General features: G+C 64.5%; 18 protein-coding genes. 11 read left to right on the forward strand and 7 right to left on the reverse strand.

Annotated elements, in window-relative coordinates; translation table 11 throughout:
- The 4 genes from acnB to QE494_RS01200 form a co-directional block, all read right to left on the reverse strand.
- Positions 1-2,408 (reverse strand): bifunctional aconitate hydratase 2/2-methylisocitrate dehydratase (gene acnB / locus QE494_RS01185; RefSeq protein WP_300040655.1); only part of this gene is annotated, 2,408 nt, incomplete at its 3' end.
- A gap of 87 nt (positions 2,409-2,495) precedes the next feature.
- Positions 2,496-3,335, reverse strand: a complete 840-nt coding sequence (locus QE494_RS01190; RefSeq protein WP_300040657.1) for a hypothetical protein — start codon at positions 3,333-3,335, stop codon at positions 2,496-2,498.
- The gene (locus QE494_RS01195; protein WP_300040659.1) at positions 3,332-4,324 is read right to left on the reverse strand and encodes a CoA ester lyase; all 993 of its coding nucleotides are present in this window, start codon (positions 4,322-4,324) and stop codon (positions 3,332-3,334) included. The genes QE494_RS01190 and QE494_RS01195 overlap by 4 nt, the downstream gene beginning before the upstream one ends.
- A 29-nt stretch (positions 4,325-4,353) precedes the next feature.
- On the reverse strand, positions 4,354-5,340 hold the full coding sequence (locus QE494_RS01200; RefSeq protein WP_300040661.1) for a malate dehydrogenase: 987 nt from the start codon (positions 5,338-5,340) through the stop codon (positions 4,354-4,356).
- Between the two features lie 202 nt (positions 5,341-5,542).
- Here QE494_RS01200 and QE494_RS01205 point away from each other — a divergent pair, with 202 nt between their 5' ends.
- The 10 genes from QE494_RS01205 to QE494_RS01250 all read left to right on the forward strand — a co-directional run bounded on the left by QE494_RS01205 (position 5,543) and on the right by QE494_RS01250 (position 13,800).
- Positions 5,543-6,319, forward strand: coding sequence for a GntR family transcriptional regulator (locus QE494_RS01205; RefSeq protein ID WP_300040663.1), 777 nt, complete (start codon positions 5,543-5,545; stop codon positions 6,317-6,319).
- 175 nt (positions 6,320-6,494) lie between these two features.
- On the forward strand, positions 6,495-6,929 hold the full coding sequence (gene sdhC, locus QE494_RS01210; protein ID WP_300040666.1) for a succinate dehydrogenase, cytochrome b556 subunit: 435 nt from the start codon (positions 6,495-6,497) through the stop codon (positions 6,927-6,929).
- A gap of 87 nt (positions 6,930-7,016) precedes the next feature.
- On the forward strand, positions 7,017-7,382 hold the full coding sequence (gene sdhD, locus QE494_RS01215; RefSeq protein WP_300040668.1) for a succinate dehydrogenase, hydrophobic membrane anchor protein: 366 nt from the start codon (positions 7,017-7,019) through the stop codon (positions 7,380-7,382).
- 51 nt (positions 7,383-7,433) lie between these two features.
- Positions 7,434-9,242 (forward strand): succinate dehydrogenase flavoprotein subunit, encoded by a 1,809-nt coding sequence (gene sdhA, locus QE494_RS01220; protein ID WP_300040670.1) that lies wholly within the window; start codon positions 7,434-7,436, stop codon positions 9,240-9,242.
- A 67-nt stretch (positions 9,243-9,309) separates the two neighbouring features.
- On the forward strand, positions 9,310-10,014 hold the full coding sequence (locus tag QE494_RS01225) for a succinate dehydrogenase iron-sulfur subunit (protein ID WP_300040672.1): 705 nt from the start codon (positions 9,310-9,312) through the stop codon (positions 10,012-10,014).
- 25 nt (positions 10,015-10,039) lie between these two features.
- A complete protein-coding gene (locus QE494_RS01230) occupies positions 10,040-10,303 on the forward strand; it encodes a succinate dehydrogenase assembly factor 2 (protein ID WP_300040675.1) in 264 nt (87 codons plus the stop codon).
- Positions 10,304-10,320: 17 nt separating this feature from the next.
- Complete coding sequence (locus QE494_RS01235; protein WP_300040677.1) at positions 10,321-11,631, forward strand: citrate synthase; 1,311 nt, start codon at positions 10,321-10,323, stop codon at positions 11,629-11,631.
- A 279-nt stretch (positions 11,632-11,910) separates the two neighbouring features.
- Entirely contained in the window at positions 11,911-12,330 is a 420-nt protein-coding gene (locus QE494_RS01240) for an NfeD family protein (RefSeq protein ID WP_300040679.1), read from the forward strand.
- 36 nt (positions 12,331-12,366) lie between these two features.
- Positions 12,367-13,284: an SPFH domain-containing protein gene (locus tag QE494_RS01245; RefSeq protein WP_300040681.1), complete on the forward strand. Its 918-nt coding sequence runs from the start codon at positions 12,367-12,369 to the stop codon at positions 13,282-13,284.
- Positions 13,285-13,380: 96 nt separating this feature from the next.
- Positions 13,381-13,800, forward strand: a complete 420-nt coding sequence (locus QE494_RS01250; protein ID WP_300040683.1) for a DUF2076 family protein — start codon at positions 13,381-13,383, stop codon at positions 13,798-13,800.
- 151 nt (positions 13,801-13,951) lie between these two features.
- On the opposite strand, the gene QE494_RS01255 is transcribed toward QE494_RS01250, so the two are convergent.
- From QE494_RS01255 to QE494_RS01265, 3 genes are all read right to left on the reverse strand, one after another.
- A complete protein-coding gene (locus QE494_RS01255; protein ID WP_300040685.1) occupies positions 13,952-14,791 on the reverse strand; it encodes a shikimate dehydrogenase in 840 nt (279 codons plus the stop codon).
- A gap of 112 nt (positions 14,792-14,903) precedes the next feature.
- A complete protein-coding gene (locus QE494_RS01260; RefSeq protein ID WP_300040687.1) occupies positions 14,904-15,299 on the reverse strand; it encodes a type II toxin-antitoxin system RelE/ParE family toxin in 396 nt (131 codons plus the stop codon).
- A gap of 6 nt (positions 15,300-15,305) precedes the next feature.
- The gene (locus QE494_RS01265; protein WP_300040689.1) at positions 15,306-15,605 is read right to left on the reverse strand and encodes a type II toxin-antitoxin system Phd/YefM family antitoxin; all 300 of its coding nucleotides are present in this window, start codon (positions 15,603-15,605) and stop codon (positions 15,306-15,308) included.
- A 228-nt stretch (positions 15,606-15,833) separates the two neighbouring features.
- Here QE494_RS01265 and QE494_RS01270 point away from each other — a divergent pair, with 228 nt between their 5' ends.
- Positions 15,834-16,940, forward strand: coding sequence for an SMP-30/gluconolactonase/LRE family protein (locus QE494_RS01270; protein WP_300040691.1), 1,107 nt, complete (start codon positions 15,834-15,836; stop codon positions 16,938-16,940).
- Positions 16,941-16,988 lie beyond the last annotated feature (48 nt).

The raw sequence follows: 16,988 nt of genomic DNA on the forward strand, positions 1-16,988 counted from the left end.
ACGTTGGTGTTCTTGCCCAGGCGGTTAGGGAAGTTGCGGGTGCTGGTCGACATGACCGTGGCGCCCTCTTTGACCTGCGCTTGGTTGCCCATGCACAGCGAGCATCCGGGCATTTCCATGCGGGCACCGGCGGCGCCGAGCACGCTGTAGTGGCCCTCTTCGGTCAGGCGCGTCTGGTCCATCTTGGTCGGCGGCGCGACCCACAGCTTGACCGGTATGTCGCGCTTGTTTTCGAGCAGCTTGGAGGCCGCACGGAAGTGCCCGATGTTGGTCATGCAGGAACCAATGAACACCTCATCGATCTTGGCGCCAGCAACTTCGGACAGCGTCTTCACGTCGTCCGGGTCGTTCGGGCAGGCCACGATGGGCTCGTGGATCTCGGCCAGGTCGATCTCGATGACAGCGGCGTACTCGGCGTCGGCGTCGGCCTTGAGCAGCTGCGGGTTCTTCAGCCAGGCTTCTTGCGCGGCGATGCGGCGCGCCAAGGTGCGGGCGTCGGCGTAGCCGTTGGCGATCAGCGACTTCATCAGGGTGATGTTGCTGTTGATGTACTCGATCACCGGCTCCTTGTTCAGGTGCACGGTGCAGCCGGCGGCGGAGCGCTCGGCGGAGGAGTCGGACAGCTCAAACGCTTGCTCGACTTTCAGGTCTGGCAAGCCCTCGATCTCGACGATGCGGCCAGAGAAGACGTTCTTTTTGCCCTGCTTCGCGACGGTCAGGTGACCTTGCTTGATGGCGGCCAGCGGAATGGCGTTGACCAGGTCACGCAGGGTGACGCCCGGCTGCATCTTGCCCTTGAAGCGAACCAGCACGCTCTCGGGCATGTCCAGCGGCATCACGCCGGTGGCAGCGGCAAAAGCCACCAGGCCCGAGCCGGCCGGGAAGCTGATACCCAGGGGGAAGCGGGTGTGCGAGTCACCGCCGGTGCCGACGGTGTCGGGCAGCAGGAAGCGGTTCAGCCAGGAGTGGATCACGCCGTCGCCCGGGCGCAACGAGATGCCACCACGGGTGGACATGAACTCGGGCAGCTCGTGGTGCATCTTCACGTCCACCGGCTTGGGGTAGGCGGCGGTGTGGCAGAAGGACTGCATCACCAGGTCGGCCGAGAAGCCCAGGCACGCCAGGTCTTTGAGCTCGTCGCGGGTCATGGTGCCGGTGGTGTCCTGGGAGCCCACCGAGGTCATGCGCGGCTCGCAGTAGGTGCCGGCGCGCACGCCCTTGCCTTCGGGCATGCCGCAGGCGCGGCCGACCATCTTCTGGGCCAGGGTGAAGCCCTTGCCACTGTCCTTGGGCGCCTGGGGCAGACGGAACAGGGTGGAGACGGGCAGGCCCAGGGCCTCACGGGCCTTGGCGGTCAGGCCGCGACCGATGATCAGCGGAATGCGGCCACCGGCGCGCACTTCGTCAAACAGCACGTCGCTGCGCACCTGGAACTCGGCGATGACCTGGCCGTTCTTGAGGGCCTTGCCCTCGTAGGGACGCAGCTCGATCTCGTCGCCCATGTTCATCTGGCTCACGTCGAGCTCGATCGGCAGGGCGCCGGCGTCTTCCATGGTGTTGTAGAAGATCGGAGCAATCTTGGAGCCCAGGCAGACGCCGCCAAAGCGCTTGTTCGGGACGAAGGGAATGTCCTCGCCGGTGAACCACAGCACGCTGTTGGTGGCCGACTTGCGCGACGAACCGGTGCCCACCACGTCGCCGACATAGGCGACCAGGTTGCCCCGCTTGCGCAGGTCTTCGATAAACTTGATCGGGCCGCGCTTGCCGTCTTCTTCGGGGGTGATGCCGTCGCGGGTGTTTTTGAGCATGGCCAGCGCATGCAGCGGAATGTCCGGGCGGCTCCAGGCGTCGGGCGCGGGGGACAAGTCGTCGGTGTTGGTCTCGCCAGTCACCTTGAACACGGTGAGCTTCATCGACTGGGGCACTTCGGGGCGGCTGGTGAACCACTCGGCATCGGCCCAGGACTGCATCACGGCCTTGGCATTGGCGTTGCCCTTGGCGGCCTTCTCGGCGACGTCGTGGAACTGGTCGAACATCAAGAGGGTGGTCTTGAGGCCGTTGGCCGCAACCTGGCCGACTTCCTTGTCGTCCAGCAGGTCGATCATGGGGCTGATGTTGTAGCCGCCCAGCATGGTGCTCAAGAGCTCGGTGGCCTTAGCGCGGGAAATCAGCGCGCACTTTTCGGTGCCATGGGCCACGGCGGCCAGGTAGCTGGCCTTCACTTTGGCGGCGTCGTCCACGCCGGCGGGCACGCGGTGGGTGATCAGATCGACCAGGGTATGTTCTTCACCCTTGGGCGGATTTTTCAGCAGCTCGATGAGGTCGCCGGTCTGCTTGGCGGTCAGCGGCAGGGGCGGGATGCCGAGCTTGGCGCGCTCGGCGACATGGTCACGATAGGCTTGCAGCATGGTCTTCTCTCCGTCAAAAAAATAGTGGATTGGGCCGGTGTCCGGCTCTGCTTTCTGAACTCTGTTCGCTGATCTCGATAGTCTGCCTTATTGAGTTGCGTTCTCAGCGATGTCCCCGTTGACAACGGTGTCAGCGGCGGTGGCGGCAACGGAAGGAGCGGCAGGTACCGCAGCCGCATCAGCAATGGCAGGAGCCACAGCTGTATGAGCAGCGCCAGGAGCCACAGCAGTATCAGCAGAGGCGGGAGCCTCCGGTGGCAGGGGCTCCAACAAGCTTGGCGGCGGGTTCATTTTCATCGCCGCGGCCACCTGGACCTGCGACGGGCTCTGGCATTCGTCGGCCAGGCGCTTTCCCTGCTTCTGGCTCAAGAGCATTGACTTGTTTCCCAGTTGCAGCCACATCGCACCCCGCTTGGGATCCTCCAGACGAATGGCGCCAGTGCGGCTCACGATCGGGTGCATGCGAAAGCGCAATCCCTTGTGGATGCCGACCAGAAAAAAACCTTCACGGCGCGCTGGCTCCACGGTCACACTGGCGCCGAGTTCGCAGGTCATGACGCCCACATGCACAGCGCGTGCCACTTCGAGCTCGGCGGGGGACAGGTCGTGGGAGGGCTCGTCCTCGATCCGCACCCGCGACTCCACGGCCTTCTGGGCGGAGGGCGCCAACGCACCCCGGGGCTGCGCCTTGGCGGCAGTGCCAGAGGCAACCTTCGGGGTGGCCCTCGGGGTCGCCTTCGGAGCGGCCTTCGCAGTGGCCTTCGGCGTGACCTGTCTCGCGTTGCCTTTGGTGCCCGCCGGCACCGCTTCGGCCGCCTGGACAGGCGCCAGGATCTGAAGACCCAAAAGAGCGAGCAGGGCCAGAGGCAGCGCCTGTAGCGCCGAGGGGGTCGATGACGAGAGTCCCCACCAGGTCCACTCGATCATGCGGGGACCTCGTCGAACCAAGGGCGCACTTCGCTGGGCAGGGGCCGCCCGGTTTGGTGCGCGCGTTCAAGTACCTGCCAATGAAAGCGGTAGCTCGCCCGGTCTTCCAGCTTGCCTGCATGGCTGATCGGCGCCCAGTCGGCGCGGGCTGCAGCCAGCACGATGGCGGCGGCGGCTTCGATGTCACGGGCATCAGGTGCCATGGCGCCCAACACCAGCCGGATCTGGTCCGGGTGAATGCTCCACATCCGGGTGTAGCCCAGCTCTCGGGCGGCACGTCGGACGGCCTCGCGAAAAGCGTCGTGGTTCTTGAACTCGGTCACCACGCAATGCGAGGGCACCTTGCCATGGGCGTGGCAGGCCGAGGCAATCTCCAGCTTGGCGCGCAGCACCAGCGGGTGCCGGAACTGACCCTCCACCCCCATGCCGTCGGCGGGAATCGCGCCGCCGTGGGCCGAAACGAAATCCATCAGGCCAAAGCTCAGGGACTGGATGCGGGCGTGGGCAGCGATGTCGAAGGACCGATGCACCGCGGCGGGCGACTCGATGAGGGCATGCAGACCCAGTGTCGGCGCGCCAGCAGCGTCTACCGCACGTGCGGCACGCTCGACATCAGCTACGGACTCAACCTTGGGCACCATCACATGCACCAGGCGGGCGCCGGCGCGGCCGACGATGGTGCGGATGTCGTCTTCGAAGGCGGGATGGTCCACAGGGTGAACCCGCACCGCGACCCGGGCACCGGGCGCGGCGCCAGCCGCCATCTCCGCGACCAGGGCGGCATGCTCTCGCTCACCGCCTACCGGCGCACCGTCTTCGCAGTCGAGCGTGACGTCAAAGACGCAGGCGCCGAATTCCGCCGCCATCTCGGCCTGCAACTGCAGGCTCTTTTTCATGCGGGCCTCGACACCACTGTAGTGGTCGCACACCGGCAAACTGCCGGTGCGGGCCTGGGCGCCCAGGAGAACGTCGCGGGGATGCGCGCTCACGGCCTTGGGAAGGGACTGCAGCGCCGAACTCAGAGCAGGTGGGCGACGCCGGCCTGCTCGTCTTCCAGTTCCTTGAGCGTTTTGTTGATGCGCTCCTGGCTGAAGGCGTCGATCTCAAGGCCCTTGACGACTTCGTACTTGCCGTCCTGGGTGATGACCGGGAAGCCGAACATCACGTCCTTCGGAATGCCATAGTCGCCGTTAGACGCAATGCCCATGGTGACCCACTTGCCGTTCGAGCCCAGGGCCCAATCGCGCATGTGGTCGATGGCGGCGTTGGCAGCCGAGGCTGCCGAAGACAGGCCGCGAGCGTCGATGATGGCGGCGCCGCGCTTACCCACGGTGGGCAGGAACACGTCGGCGTTCCAGACCTGGTCGTTGATCTGGTCCTTGATGCTCTTGCCATTGGCAGTGGCATAGCGGTAATCGGCGTACATGGTGGGCGAGTGGTTGCCCCAGACGGTGAGCTTCTCGATCTCGCCAACCTTGCAACCGGTCTTGGCGGCAATCTGGCTGGCGGCGCGGTTGTGGTCCAAACGCAGCATGGCGGTGAAGTTCTCGCGCGGCAGGCTGGGCGCGCTCTTCATGGCGATGTAGGCGTTGGTGTTGGCGGGGTTACCCACCACCAGCACCTTAATATTGCGCGAGGCCACCTTGTCCAGGGCCTTACCCTGAGCGGTGAAGATCTGGGCGTTGGCGGCCAGCAGGTCGGCGCGCTCCATGCCAGGGCCGCGGGGACGAGCGCCGACGAGCAGCGCGTAGTCGGTGTCCTTGAAGGCGGTCATCGGGTCGCTGTGGGCCTCCATGCCGGCCAGCAAGGGGAAGGCGCAGTCTTCCAACTCCATCATCACGCCCTTGAGCGCCTTCTGGGCTTTTTCGTCGGGGATTTCGAGCAGTTGCAGGATGACGGGCTGGTCCTTGCCGAGCATTTCGCCAGAGGCGATGCGGAAAAGGAGGGCGTAACCGATCTGGCCAGCGGCGCCGGTGACGGCGACGCGAACAGGCTTCTTGCTCATGGGGAAATCTCCGGATGAAGTAATGGAAATTGGAAGTACTCCGGAGCAAAGGCCTGGGGGCCCCGACACCGGCCCGCGCGAGGGATCCAGCCTGCCGGCGGCACCCCCTGCGCAACGGCCGCGAGTGTACTGCCGAAAACCCGCTTTGGTCAATTTGTCTTATGTCTTATATAAGATATGATTTGACGAACCGCGTAAAGTCATGGCCACCGCCCCCCTGCCCTATCCCGAGTCCGGAGTACCTGAAGCGGGCACGCCCGCCTTCAGCCCGCTTTACCAGCAGATCAAGGGACTGATTCTCCAAAGCCTCGAGATGGGCGAATGGAAGCCCGGCGAGATGATTCCCAGCGAGATGGAACTCGCTGCGCGCTTTCGCGTGAGCCAAGGCACAGTGCGCAAGGCGATCGACGAGTTGGCCACCGAAAACCTGGTGGTACGCCGCCAGGGCAAGGGCACCTTCGTCGCCACCCATGCCGAGCAGCATGTGCAGTACCGGTTCCTGCGCCTGGTGCCCGACGCCGGTGAGCCCGGCGCCGAGGTGCCCGCAGAGCGAAGCATCATGGAATGCCGGCGGGTACGGGCCAGCGCCGAGATCGCCAGGCCGCTCGCCCTGCGCGCCGGCGAGGCAGTGGTGCAGGTTCGGCGGGTGCTTTCATTCGCAGGTGTCCCTACCATCTTGGAAGACATGTGGCTGCCGGGCACGGCCTTCAAGGGCCTGTCCGCCGAACGCCTGGCTGGCTGGCGCGGCGCCACCTACGCCATGTTCGAGCTGGAATTCGGCGTGCGCATGGTGCGCGCGCAGGAACGCCTGCGCGCGGTGGCGGCGGACGCGCAGCAGGCCCCGTTGCTCAAGGTGCCCAAAGGCCACCCGCTGCTGTCGGTGGAACGAATTGCTTTGACTTACAACGACGTACCGATGGAGTTTCGCAGGGGCCTCTATCGCACGGATTCGCGCCATTACCGCAACGACCTGAGCTGAAACGCGCGATGCGCAGCCTTCCTATCACCCGCACTTTTCAAAACTCCGTCTGCCCATGCACCGAACTGGCACACGCGAGTCACCCGGGCGTCGGGTTATCTGCGAAGGCTCCGCGTCAGCTTGATGCGTTGCAATAGAATTTCAGTCCGTCACGAACTACAAGATTGCGCACCCCATGACCGATATCGCGAAGAAGCGCCCCGAGTTCCGAAACATCAACGCCCTGACGGACCTGCCGAGCTACCGGCTTCCCGCTGCCGGCATCGTCTCTATCCTGCACCGCGTGAGTGGCGTGCTGATGTTCATCCTGATGCCTTTCATCATCTGGATGTTCGACACCTCGGTCTCATCCGAAATTTCCTTCGCACGCTTCACCGCTGCCTTCAATGTCGGCATCGGCTTCGTGCCGGGCTGGTTCATCAAGCTGGTGGCCCTGGCGCTGATCTGGGCTTATCTGCACCACTTCATCGCTGGCATCCGTCACATCATGATGGACGTCAACCACGCCGCGGTGACCAAGCAATCGGGCGCCTCCAGCGCCAAGCGCACCCTGATCGGCAGCGTGGTGCTGACCATCGCCCTGGGCGCCAAGCTGTTCGGCCTGTACTGAGCAGTCCGGAACGTAGCAGCCCAACCGCACCGCCCCACTGGCAACGACCTCCACCGCATTCCACCGATTCCCTAGGAGCATCCCCCCATGTCCGTGAACTACGGTTCCAAGCGCATCGTCAGCGGCGCCCACTATGGCCTGCGTGACTGGCTGGCCCAACGCGTGACCGCCGTCCTGATGGCGCTGTTCACTCTGATCGTCCTGGCCCAGTTGATCTTCTTCACGGGCCCCATCGGCTACGAAAAGTGGGCCGGTATCTTCGCCGCCCAGTGGATGAAGTTCCTGACCTTCTCCGTCGTGATCGCCCTCATCTATCACGTGTGGGTGGGCATCCGTGATGTGCTGATGGACTATGTCAAGCCCGTCGCCGTCCGCCTGCCGCTGCAGGTCTTTGCCATCGTGTGGCTCGTCGGCTGCGCCGGCTGGACCCTGCAGGTCCTGTGGCGCCTGTGAGCGTCACCCTGATCGCCTGAATACCGCCCGAGACACCCGAAGCTTCCCAGCATGACCTACACCTCCAACAACATCACCAAGCGCAAGTTTGACGTCGTCATCGTCGGCGCCGGCGGCTCCGGCATGCGCGCCTCGCTGCAACTGGCCCGCGCCGGACTGAACGTGGCCGTCTTGTCCAAGGTCTTCCCGACCCGCTCGCACACCGTGGCCGCCCAGGGCGGCATTGGTGCCTCGCTGGGCAACATGAGCGAGGACAACTGGCACTACCACTTCTACGACACCGTCAAGGGCTCCGACTGGCTCGGCGACCAAGACGCCATCGAGTTCATGTGCCGCGAAGCGCCCAAGGTCGTCTACGACCTCGAGCACATGGGCATGCCCTTTGACCGCAACCCCGACGGCACCATCTACCAGCGCCCCTTCGGCGGCCACACCGCCAACTACGGCGAAAAGCCGGTCCAGCGTGCCTGCGCTGCGGCCGACCGCACCGGCAACGCGATGCTGCACACCCTGTACCAGCAAAACGTCAAGGCCAAGACCAGCTTCTTCGTCGAGTGGATGGCGCTCGACCTCATTCGCGACGCCGACGGTGACGTGGTCGGCGTGACTGCCCTTGAGATGGAAACTGGCGACCTGCACATCCTGCAGGCCAAGACGGTTCTGCTGGCCACCGGCGGCGCTGGCCGTATCTTTGCTGCCTCCACCAACGCCTTCATCAACACCGGTGACGGCCTGGGCATGGCAGCGCGTGCAGGCATTCCGCTGGAGGACATGGAGTTCTGGCAGTTCCACCCCACCGGCGTGGCCGGCGCGGGCGTGCTGCTGACCGAAGGCTGCCGCGGAGAAGGCGCCATCTTGCTCAACAGCAACGGCGAGCGCTTCATGGAACGCTATGCCCCCACCTTGAAAGACCTGGCCCCGCGTGACTTTGTCTCGCGCTGCATGGACCAGGAAATCAAGGAAGGCCGTGGCTGCGGCCCCAACAAGGACTACGTGCTGCTCAAGCTCGACCACCTGGGCGCAGACACCATTCACAAGCGCTTGCCCTCTGTGTACGAAATCGGCGTCAACTTCGCCAACGTCGACATCACCCGCGAGCCGATTCCGGTCGTGCCCACCATCCACTACCAGATGGGCGGCATTCCGACCAATATCCACGGCCAGGTCGTGGTGCAGACCGCCACCGACCACAACGCGGTGGTCAACGGCCTGTACGCGGTGGGCGAGTGCTCCTGCGTCAGCGTGCACGGCGCCAACCGCCTGGGCACCAACTCGCTGCTGGACCTGCTGGTCTTTGGCCGCGCCGCCGGCACCCACATCGTCGAATTCAACGAGAAGAACAGGGAGCACAAGCCGCTGCCGGCCGATGCTGCCGACTTCACCCTGGCCCGCCTGAACCGGCTGGAGGAGGCCTCCTCCGGCGAATACGCTCAGGACGTGGCCAACGACATCCGCGCCGCCATGCAAGAGCACGCTGGCGTGTTCCGCACCCAGGCCAGCATGGACGAGGGCGTGAGCAAGATCGCGGCTCTCCGCGATCGGGTCCAGGCCATCGGCCTGAAAGACAAGTCCAAGGTCTTCAATACCGCTCGTATTGAGGCCCTGGAAGTCGACAACCTGATTGAGTGCGCCCAGTCCACCATGGTCTCGGCGGCTGCCCGCAAGGAGTGCCGCGGCGCACACACCGTCAACGACTACGAACGCCCGATCGACGACCCGGTCACCCCGATGGGCCGTAACGACGCCGAATGGATGAAGCACACCCTGTGGCATAGCGCCAGCAACAGCCTGACCTACAAGCCGGTCAAGCTGACCCCCCTGACTGTCGACAGCGTTCCCCCGAAGGTCCGCACGTTCTGAAGACCCCCCTAGGTTGTCCTACGTACTTCACACGAAGCGAACCCCCCACTAGATTCGAGAGCAAGCCATGCAAAAACGCACCTTCCAGATCTACCGCTACGACCCGGACAAGGACGCCAAGCCCTACATGCAGACCATCGAGATCGAACTCGAAGGCAATGAGCGCATGCTGCTGGACGCCCTGATGAAACTCAAGGCGCAGGATCCGACCATCTCGTTTCGCCGCTCCTGCCGCGAGGGTGTGTGCGGCTCCGACGCGATGAACATCAACGGCAAGAACGGTCTGGCTTGCCTCACGAACATGAACACGCTGCCGGGCACCATCGTGCTCAAGCCGCTGCCCGGCCTGCCCGTGGTGCGCGACCTGATCGTCGACATGACGCAGTTCTTCAAGCAGTACCACTCGATCAAGCCCTACCTGGTCAACGAGACCATTCCGCCGGAAAAGGAGCGCCTGCAGTCGCCCGAAGAGCGAGATGAGCTCAACGGCCTGTACGAGTGCATCTTGTGCGCCAGTTGCTCGACCAGCTGTCCCAGCTTCTGGTGGAATCCGGACAAATTCGTCGGACCCGCCGGCCTGCTCCAGGCCTACCGCTTTATCGCCGACAGCCGCGACCAGGACACCGCTGGCCGCCTCGACAACCTCGAGGACCCGTACCGTCTGTTCCGCTGCCACACCATCATGAACTGCGTCGATGTCTGCCCCAAGGGTCTGAACCCCACCATGGCGATTGGCAAGATCAAGGAACTGATGGTGCGCCGCGCCGTTTAATCGGGCTGCGTGCACGATATTGGAAATGACAGAGGAGTTGCTGGACGAACGGGGACTGAGCAAGCTCAAGTGGCGATGCCGCCGGGGGCTGCTCGAAAACGACCTGTTCATCGAGCGTTTTTTTCAGCGCCATGAAGCGGGGCTCACCGTGAGGCAGGCCTCGGCGCTGGGGCAGTTGATGGACCTGGCAGACAATGACCTGCTCGATCTGCTGCTTCGCCGACGGGAACCCGAACCTGAACTCGAGAGCGCCGATGTGAAGCGGGTGCTTGAGATGCTGCGGACGTGAATTAAAGAGGAAAGACCATGAAACTTGCCGACAACAAAGCCACCCTGTCGTTCTCTAACGGCAGCCCCAGCGTCGAAATGCCCGTCTACCAGGGCTCCATCGGCCCCGACGTCATCGACATCCGCAAGCTGTACGCGCAGACCGGCATGTTCACCTACGACCCGGGCTTCCTGTCCACAGCGTCCTGCCAGTCGGCCATCACCTACATCGACGGCGACAAGGGCGAGCTGCTGTACCGCGGCTACCCCATCGAGCAGTTGGCAACCCAGTGCGACTTCCTCGAGACCTGCCACCTGCTGCTCTACGGAGACCTGCCCGACGCCAAGGGCAAGACCGACTTCACCCACCGCGTGACCATGCACACCATGGTCAATGAGCAGATGCAGTTCTTCCTGCGGGGCTTTCGCCGTGACGCGCACCCGATGGCGGTCATGACCGGCTTGGTGGGCGCCCTGTCGGCCTTCTATCACGACAGCACTGACATCAATAACCCGGAGCATCGCGAGATTGCGGCCATCCGCCTGATCGCCAAAATGCCCACGCTGGTCGCCATGGCCTACAAGTACAGCGCGGGCCAGCCGTTCATGTACCCCAAGAACAGCCTCTCCTACGCCGGCAACTTCATGCACATGATGTTTGCGACGCCTTGCGAGGAGTACAAGCCCGACGAGGTGCTGGTGCGCGCCCTCGACCGCATCTTCATCCTGCACGCTGACCACGAACAAAACGCTTCCACCTCCACCGTTCGCCTGTGCGGCTCGTCGGGCACCAACCCCTTCGCCGCCATCGCCGCCGGCGTGGCCTGCCTGTGGGGCCCCGCCCACGGCGGCGCCAACGAGGCTTGCCTCAACATGCTCAGTGAAATTCAGCAGGCGGGTGGCGTGGCCAAGATCGGCGAATTCATCAAGCAGGCCAAGGACAAGAACTCCGCGGTCAAGCTCATGGGCTTTGGTCACCGCGTGTACAAAAACTACGACCCGCGCGCCAAGCTGATGCAGGAGACCTGCAAAGAGGTGCTGGGCCACCTGGGCGTCGCCAACGACCCGCTGCTGCAAATCGCCCAGGCGCTCGAGAAGATCGCCCTGGAAGACGAATACTTCGTCTCCCGCAAGCTCTACCCGAACGTCGACTTCTACTCGGGCATCGTGCAGCGCGCCATCGGTATCCCGACCTCGCTGTTCACCGCCATCTTCGCCCTGGCGCGCACCGTGGGCTGGATTGCACAGCTCAACGAGATGATCGGCGACCCCGAGTACAAGATTGGCCGTCCGCGTCAGCTGTTCTCGGGCTCTGTGCGCCGCGACGTTCAGCCCCTGGCCCAGCGCTGATCGGGCTGCGCCCAGCCCACCCGGGCTCTCGGCCAGTTCACCCGGGCGTCCGGCCAGCCGGCGCCCGGGCACAAGACCACACCGACTCCCGGCCAGCCGGCGCACAGGCAAAGGGCCTCTAACCGAAGGCCCTTCACCGCCACACCGGCGCTCAGGTCAGGCGGGCACGGGATGCCCCTCTTCCTGCCGAGCAAAGCATGCACAAGCCCCAGCGCCAGGGGTATAAAGCTCTGCGCACTGCCGAACTGGCAATACGATCCTGCGCAAGGAGGGGCCGACATGAGTGATGCAACGATTTGGTGGGTGCTGACCGGTGTGCTGGTGGCGCTGGAATTGGCGACTGGCACCTTTTACCTGCTGATGCTGGGCCTGGGCGCTGCGGCTGCAGCCCTGTCTGCCATGGCAGGGCAAGGGCTGAGCACGCAGCTGATCGTGGCCGCCGCTGTGGGCGGTCTGGGGGCCGTGTTGCTCGGCCAGTGGCGCAAACGCCAAGCCACCACGCCGCAAGACGCCCAAGACCAGCATCTGGACCTGGGGAGCACGGTGATGGTCAATGCCTGGGATGCGCAAGGCTTGACACAGGTGAAGCACCGCGGCGCGCTCTGGAGCGCTATGCTCGCCCCCGGCCAGTCTCCAGCAACGGGGGCACACCGCATTCAGGCCGTGGCAGGCAACCGCCTCGTGCTTGAAAAAATCTGAGCAGCCCGCTCAACCTATAGAAGAGGAAGAAACGCCATGGAAATCGCCGCAGTCCTCGTCATCATCGCGATCTTATTTATCGTCAAAACCGTCAAGGTCGTGCCGCAACAGGAGGCCTGGGTCGTTGAAAGACTCGGGAAATTCCATGACAGCCTGGCACCGGGTCTGAATTTTGTGGTTCCCTTTGTCGACAAGGTCATCCAAAAACACAGCTTGAAAGAAATCCCGCTCGACGTGCCGAGCCAGATTTGCATCACGCGGGACAACACCCAGCTGCAGGTCGACGGCATCCTGTACTTTCAGGTGACAGACCCCAAGCTGGCCAGCTATGGGTCGTCCAACTACATCGTGGCGGTGACGCAGCTGGCGCAAACCAGTTTGCGCAGCGTCATCGGCAAGCTGGAGCTCGACAAGACCTTTGAAGAGCGCGACATCATCAACGCACAAGTGGTGGCGGCCATCGACGAAGCGGCCTTGAATTGGGGCGTCAAGGTGCTGCGCTACGAGATCAAGGACCTGACCCCGCCCAAGGAAATCTTGCTGGCCATGCAGTCCCAGATCACGGCCGAGCGCGAAAAGCGCGCCCTGATCGCGGCCTCAGAAGGCCGCCGCCAGGAACAGATCAACATTGCCACCGGCGAACGCGAGGCCTTCATCGCCCGCTCTGAGGGCGAAAAGCAGGCCGCCATCAACAAGGCCCAAGGCGATGCCGCTGCCATCACCGAAATGGCCAATGCCACGGCGCAGGCGATCGAGCGCATTGCCACCGCGATCCGCCAGCCTGGAGGCGAGCAAGCCGTGCAATTGAAGGTGGCCGAGCAAGCCGTGCAGGCTTACGGCAAAGTGGCGCAAGACGCCAAGACCACGCTGATCGTGCCGGGCAACATGACCGAGGTATCGGGCCTGATCGCCTCGGCCATGCAGATGGTGAGCACGGGCAAGCAAGCAGGCTGAGCGAGCCCCAAGAAGGGGAGCCACTCCCTCTGACAACGGACTGCTGAAGTTGGCATGGGGCCTTCAGCACGATCCCCCACTCTGGAGCGTCCATTCATGAACCGACACGAACGAGACGAGTTGCTGCAGTTCCTCCAGCCACTGCTGCGTGCGCGCGCCGCCGATAAGGACTTCGCCGCAGAGACACTCATCCTGGAGCAGTGCGCGCGCCAGCCCGACGCGCTCTACCTGCTCGTGCAACGCACCATGGCCCTCGAGAAGGCTCTCCAGGCGGCACAGGCGCAGTTAGCAGAAGAACGAGGACCGGTCGATGCCTCGGTCATGGCGCAGGATCCAGATGGCGATGCGCCACTTGCGCGCCAGCAGTCGGCAGATCGAAGTGGTGCGTGGGGCCGCGGCCTGCTCGCACAGGTGACCACCATCGGCGCCGGCGTGGGGCTCGGCGTCACAGCGGGCGTTGTCGCAGGCGGCTTGCTCCTGGATGCCGCCGAGGATTGGTTCAGCGACGAACTCTGAGCGGGTGCCGACCGCCGAAGTCGATCGCGCTCATCATGGCGTCACCGAATTCCTCGTGGATGAAGGTCTAGATAGCGGCGGCGTAGACGCTGACGATCTGCACCCGGGGACGACCGCCCCTCAGCCGGGCTGCAGCGTCAACCGCCTCACCTCAGAACGTGGCCTGTAGCGCAGCCCGCAAGGCCGGCGTCACCTCGGGCATCACGCCGAACCAGGCGTGGAAAGCCGGCCTCGCCTGGTTGATCAACATGCCCAAGCCGCCGACCGCGCGGTGCCCGCGCTGGCGCGCCGTGGCCAGCAGAGGCGTTTCCAGCGGGATGTAGACCAGGTCAGACACCAGAGCGCCGGCAGGCAGGTCGTCAAGCACCACATCCAGGGCCGGGTGACCCTGCATGCCCTGGGTGGTCGTGTTGACCAACAGGCTCACGCCGGCCATCGCCTGGTTGCGGTCTTTCCAGTCGACCACCTTGACCTGGGTGCCAAGCTCTTGTGCCAGGGCCTCGGCCTTTTCACGGGTTCGATTGGTCAGGCGGACCTCGGGGGCGCCCTCGTCCAGCAGGGCCACCACGATGGCGCGGGCAGCGCCGCCGGCGCCCAGCACCAGGGCCGGGCCGGCATCTCCGCGCCAGGCCGGGTCGGCGTCGCGCAGGCTCTGCACCCAACCGGCGCCGTCGTTGTTCATGCCATACAGGCTACCGTCCTCGCGCACGACGATGGTGTTGATGGCGGCCATCCGCCGGGCCACCGGATGGAGGTCGTCCATCAGCCTCAGCGCCTGCACCTTATGGGGCACCGTCACATTGCAACCGGCAAAGCCCAGCGCAGGCAGGCCGCGGATGGCATCACCCAAGCGCTCGGGTGGGACCGGCAACTGCACGTAGGTGCCCTGGAGACCGTACTGGGCGATCCAATGCTTGTGGATAACGGGCGATCGGGAGTGGGCCACCGGCCACCCCATGACACCGGCCCGGATGAAGCGGGATTCGGACATAAGTACTGTGGGTTTCGTATTCTCGTAGAGGGGCGCGGCGAAGTGGCTTGCCAGTCAACGGCTCGCGGGCCCTGCACTCCAACGCGCCATTGTGCAATGCCCGCCGATCACATCAGCGGGCAGGTGGCTCCCAGCCTGCGGGATCGAAGGACCATTGCCCATGGTGGCGGATGGACAAAAGGTGCACTGTGCGTTGGGGATCGGTCACTGCATAGAGCATCAGGTAGTCGCCGTGCAGGTATTCACGCAGGGCTCCTGCGTGGAGGGCGGGCAGGCCCTCCAAAGCCGCCCGTGCGCCCTCGGACGGCGCGCCACGGTCTCCATAGCGCCGCCCCATGCGCGGGAACCGCGCGAGGTTGGGGATGACCGTTTCATGCAGCGCTATCAACAGGGCCTCGACGACAGAGGTGGCCCCGACGCTGGCGTAAAAGCGCTCGATCTCGTCCAACCTGGCATTGAAGCCCGCGGTCAGGATCACCCGGTAGCGTGACTCGGCCTCGTCCGTCATGGCAGATCAACGAGTCGATTGGCGCAGCCGTTTGAGCCGACGGGCGATGGACTCCGCAGCATCCTCTGTCCGCCCGGCCTCGATGTCCTCAAACCCCCGCCTCGCATCCTCAAGCAGCAGCAGCGTCATCCGCTCCTCCTCCAGTTGGTGGTAGTAGTCGAGGCGCGCTGCGTCGATCAGCGCCACATAGCTCTCCCCGTTGCGGGTGATGACCTTCTCAGCGCCAGCCTTGACCTCCTCAGCTAGTTCCGAGAGCCGCGCCCGGGCCTGGGTAAAGGGAACAACATCTCGCGCGTGAATAGCCACTTTGCACTCCCATGTACAGAATTCTGTGCAGTCTAAACCTGCATTCGTCCCGCGTGTGCCCCTTCACCGCCTCGCCAAGTGGCTGGCGAAGCCAACGCCGCGAAAAGCCTCGCTCGCAAACGATGAGAATGTAGTATTAAATAGCTCATCATTAGATGATTGCGGCACCGCCCCCGCCAACACGTCCTGGGGCGCGTACAGGTGGCCATCCGCCATCAAAGGACCTTCATGCACCCAAAATTCTGGATCCGTCTCCCGATCGCCGCTCTGCTTGTGGCGCTGACCTACCTGCTGTTCTGGCCAATCGATGCCAGCCCCGTGAGCTGGCAGCCGCAACCCTCTGACGGGTACCAGGGCGTGCATCTGCCCAACGAGAAACTGGCGGCCTTCAAACCAGTACCGCTGACCTGGGGCGCAGGGCCAGAGCATGTGGCGGTCGGGCCCGACGGCAAGGTCTACATGGGCCTGGACAACGGGCGAGTGGTGCGGATGGCGCCCGACGGGTCCAGCCAGGAGGTCGTAGCCGACACGGGCGGCCGGGTGCTGGGGTTCGACTTTGACGCGCAGGGCCGACTCATCGCCGCCGATGCATACCGAGGCCTGATCGCGATCGACTCCGGCGGCAAGGTCTCGCTGCTGACACAGGAAGTCGGCCCAGGAGACCCGATCCGCTACGCCGATGCGGTTACCACCGGCGCCGACGGCCGCATCTACTTCACGGAAGGCAGCCAGCACTTTGCGCCAGAGGAGTGGGGAGGCCCACTGGGCGCGAGCGTCGCCGAAATCATTGAGCAACGCGGAAGCGGTCGGGTTCTGGTCTACGACCCTGTTACCCGTCGCACCGAGGTGATCGCGCGGGGACTGGTCTTTGCCAACGGGATCGTGGTAACCCAAGACGGCCGCTCGCTGCTGGTGGTGGAGACGGGTCGCTACCGGGTCTGGCGCATCGACCTCGCGGCGCGCAACCTCGATGTTCGAAAGGGCGGCACGGACCAGGCGCGGGTGCTGCTGGATAATCTGCCCGCCTTTCCGGACAACCTCACCCGGGGCAGCCAGGGTCGCTATTGGCTGGGGCTGCCCCAGGCGCGCAGCCAACTTGCCGACCAACTGGCCGCTCTCCCCTTCCTGCGCACCATCACCCTGCGTTTGCCCCAGGCGCTGCTGCCCGCCCCTGCGCCCTATGGCCATGCCATCGCCTTCACCGAGCAGGGCGAGGTGGTCGTCGACCTGCAAGACCCCAGCGGTCGCTGGCACGACATCACCGGCGTGACCGAAGCGGCGGGCCGCCTGTACCTGCACAGCCTCGTCGTCCCCGCGCTGGGCATGCGGCCCTGAGCTGCCTGCGCCGGGCACATGCCGAGCAAGACATAAAATGGCAGTCTG

The organism is Ramlibacter sp. (genome assembly GCF_029866045.1).
Lineage (GTDB): Bacteria > Pseudomonadota > Gammaproteobacteria > Burkholderiales > Burkholderiaceae_C > Ramlibacter.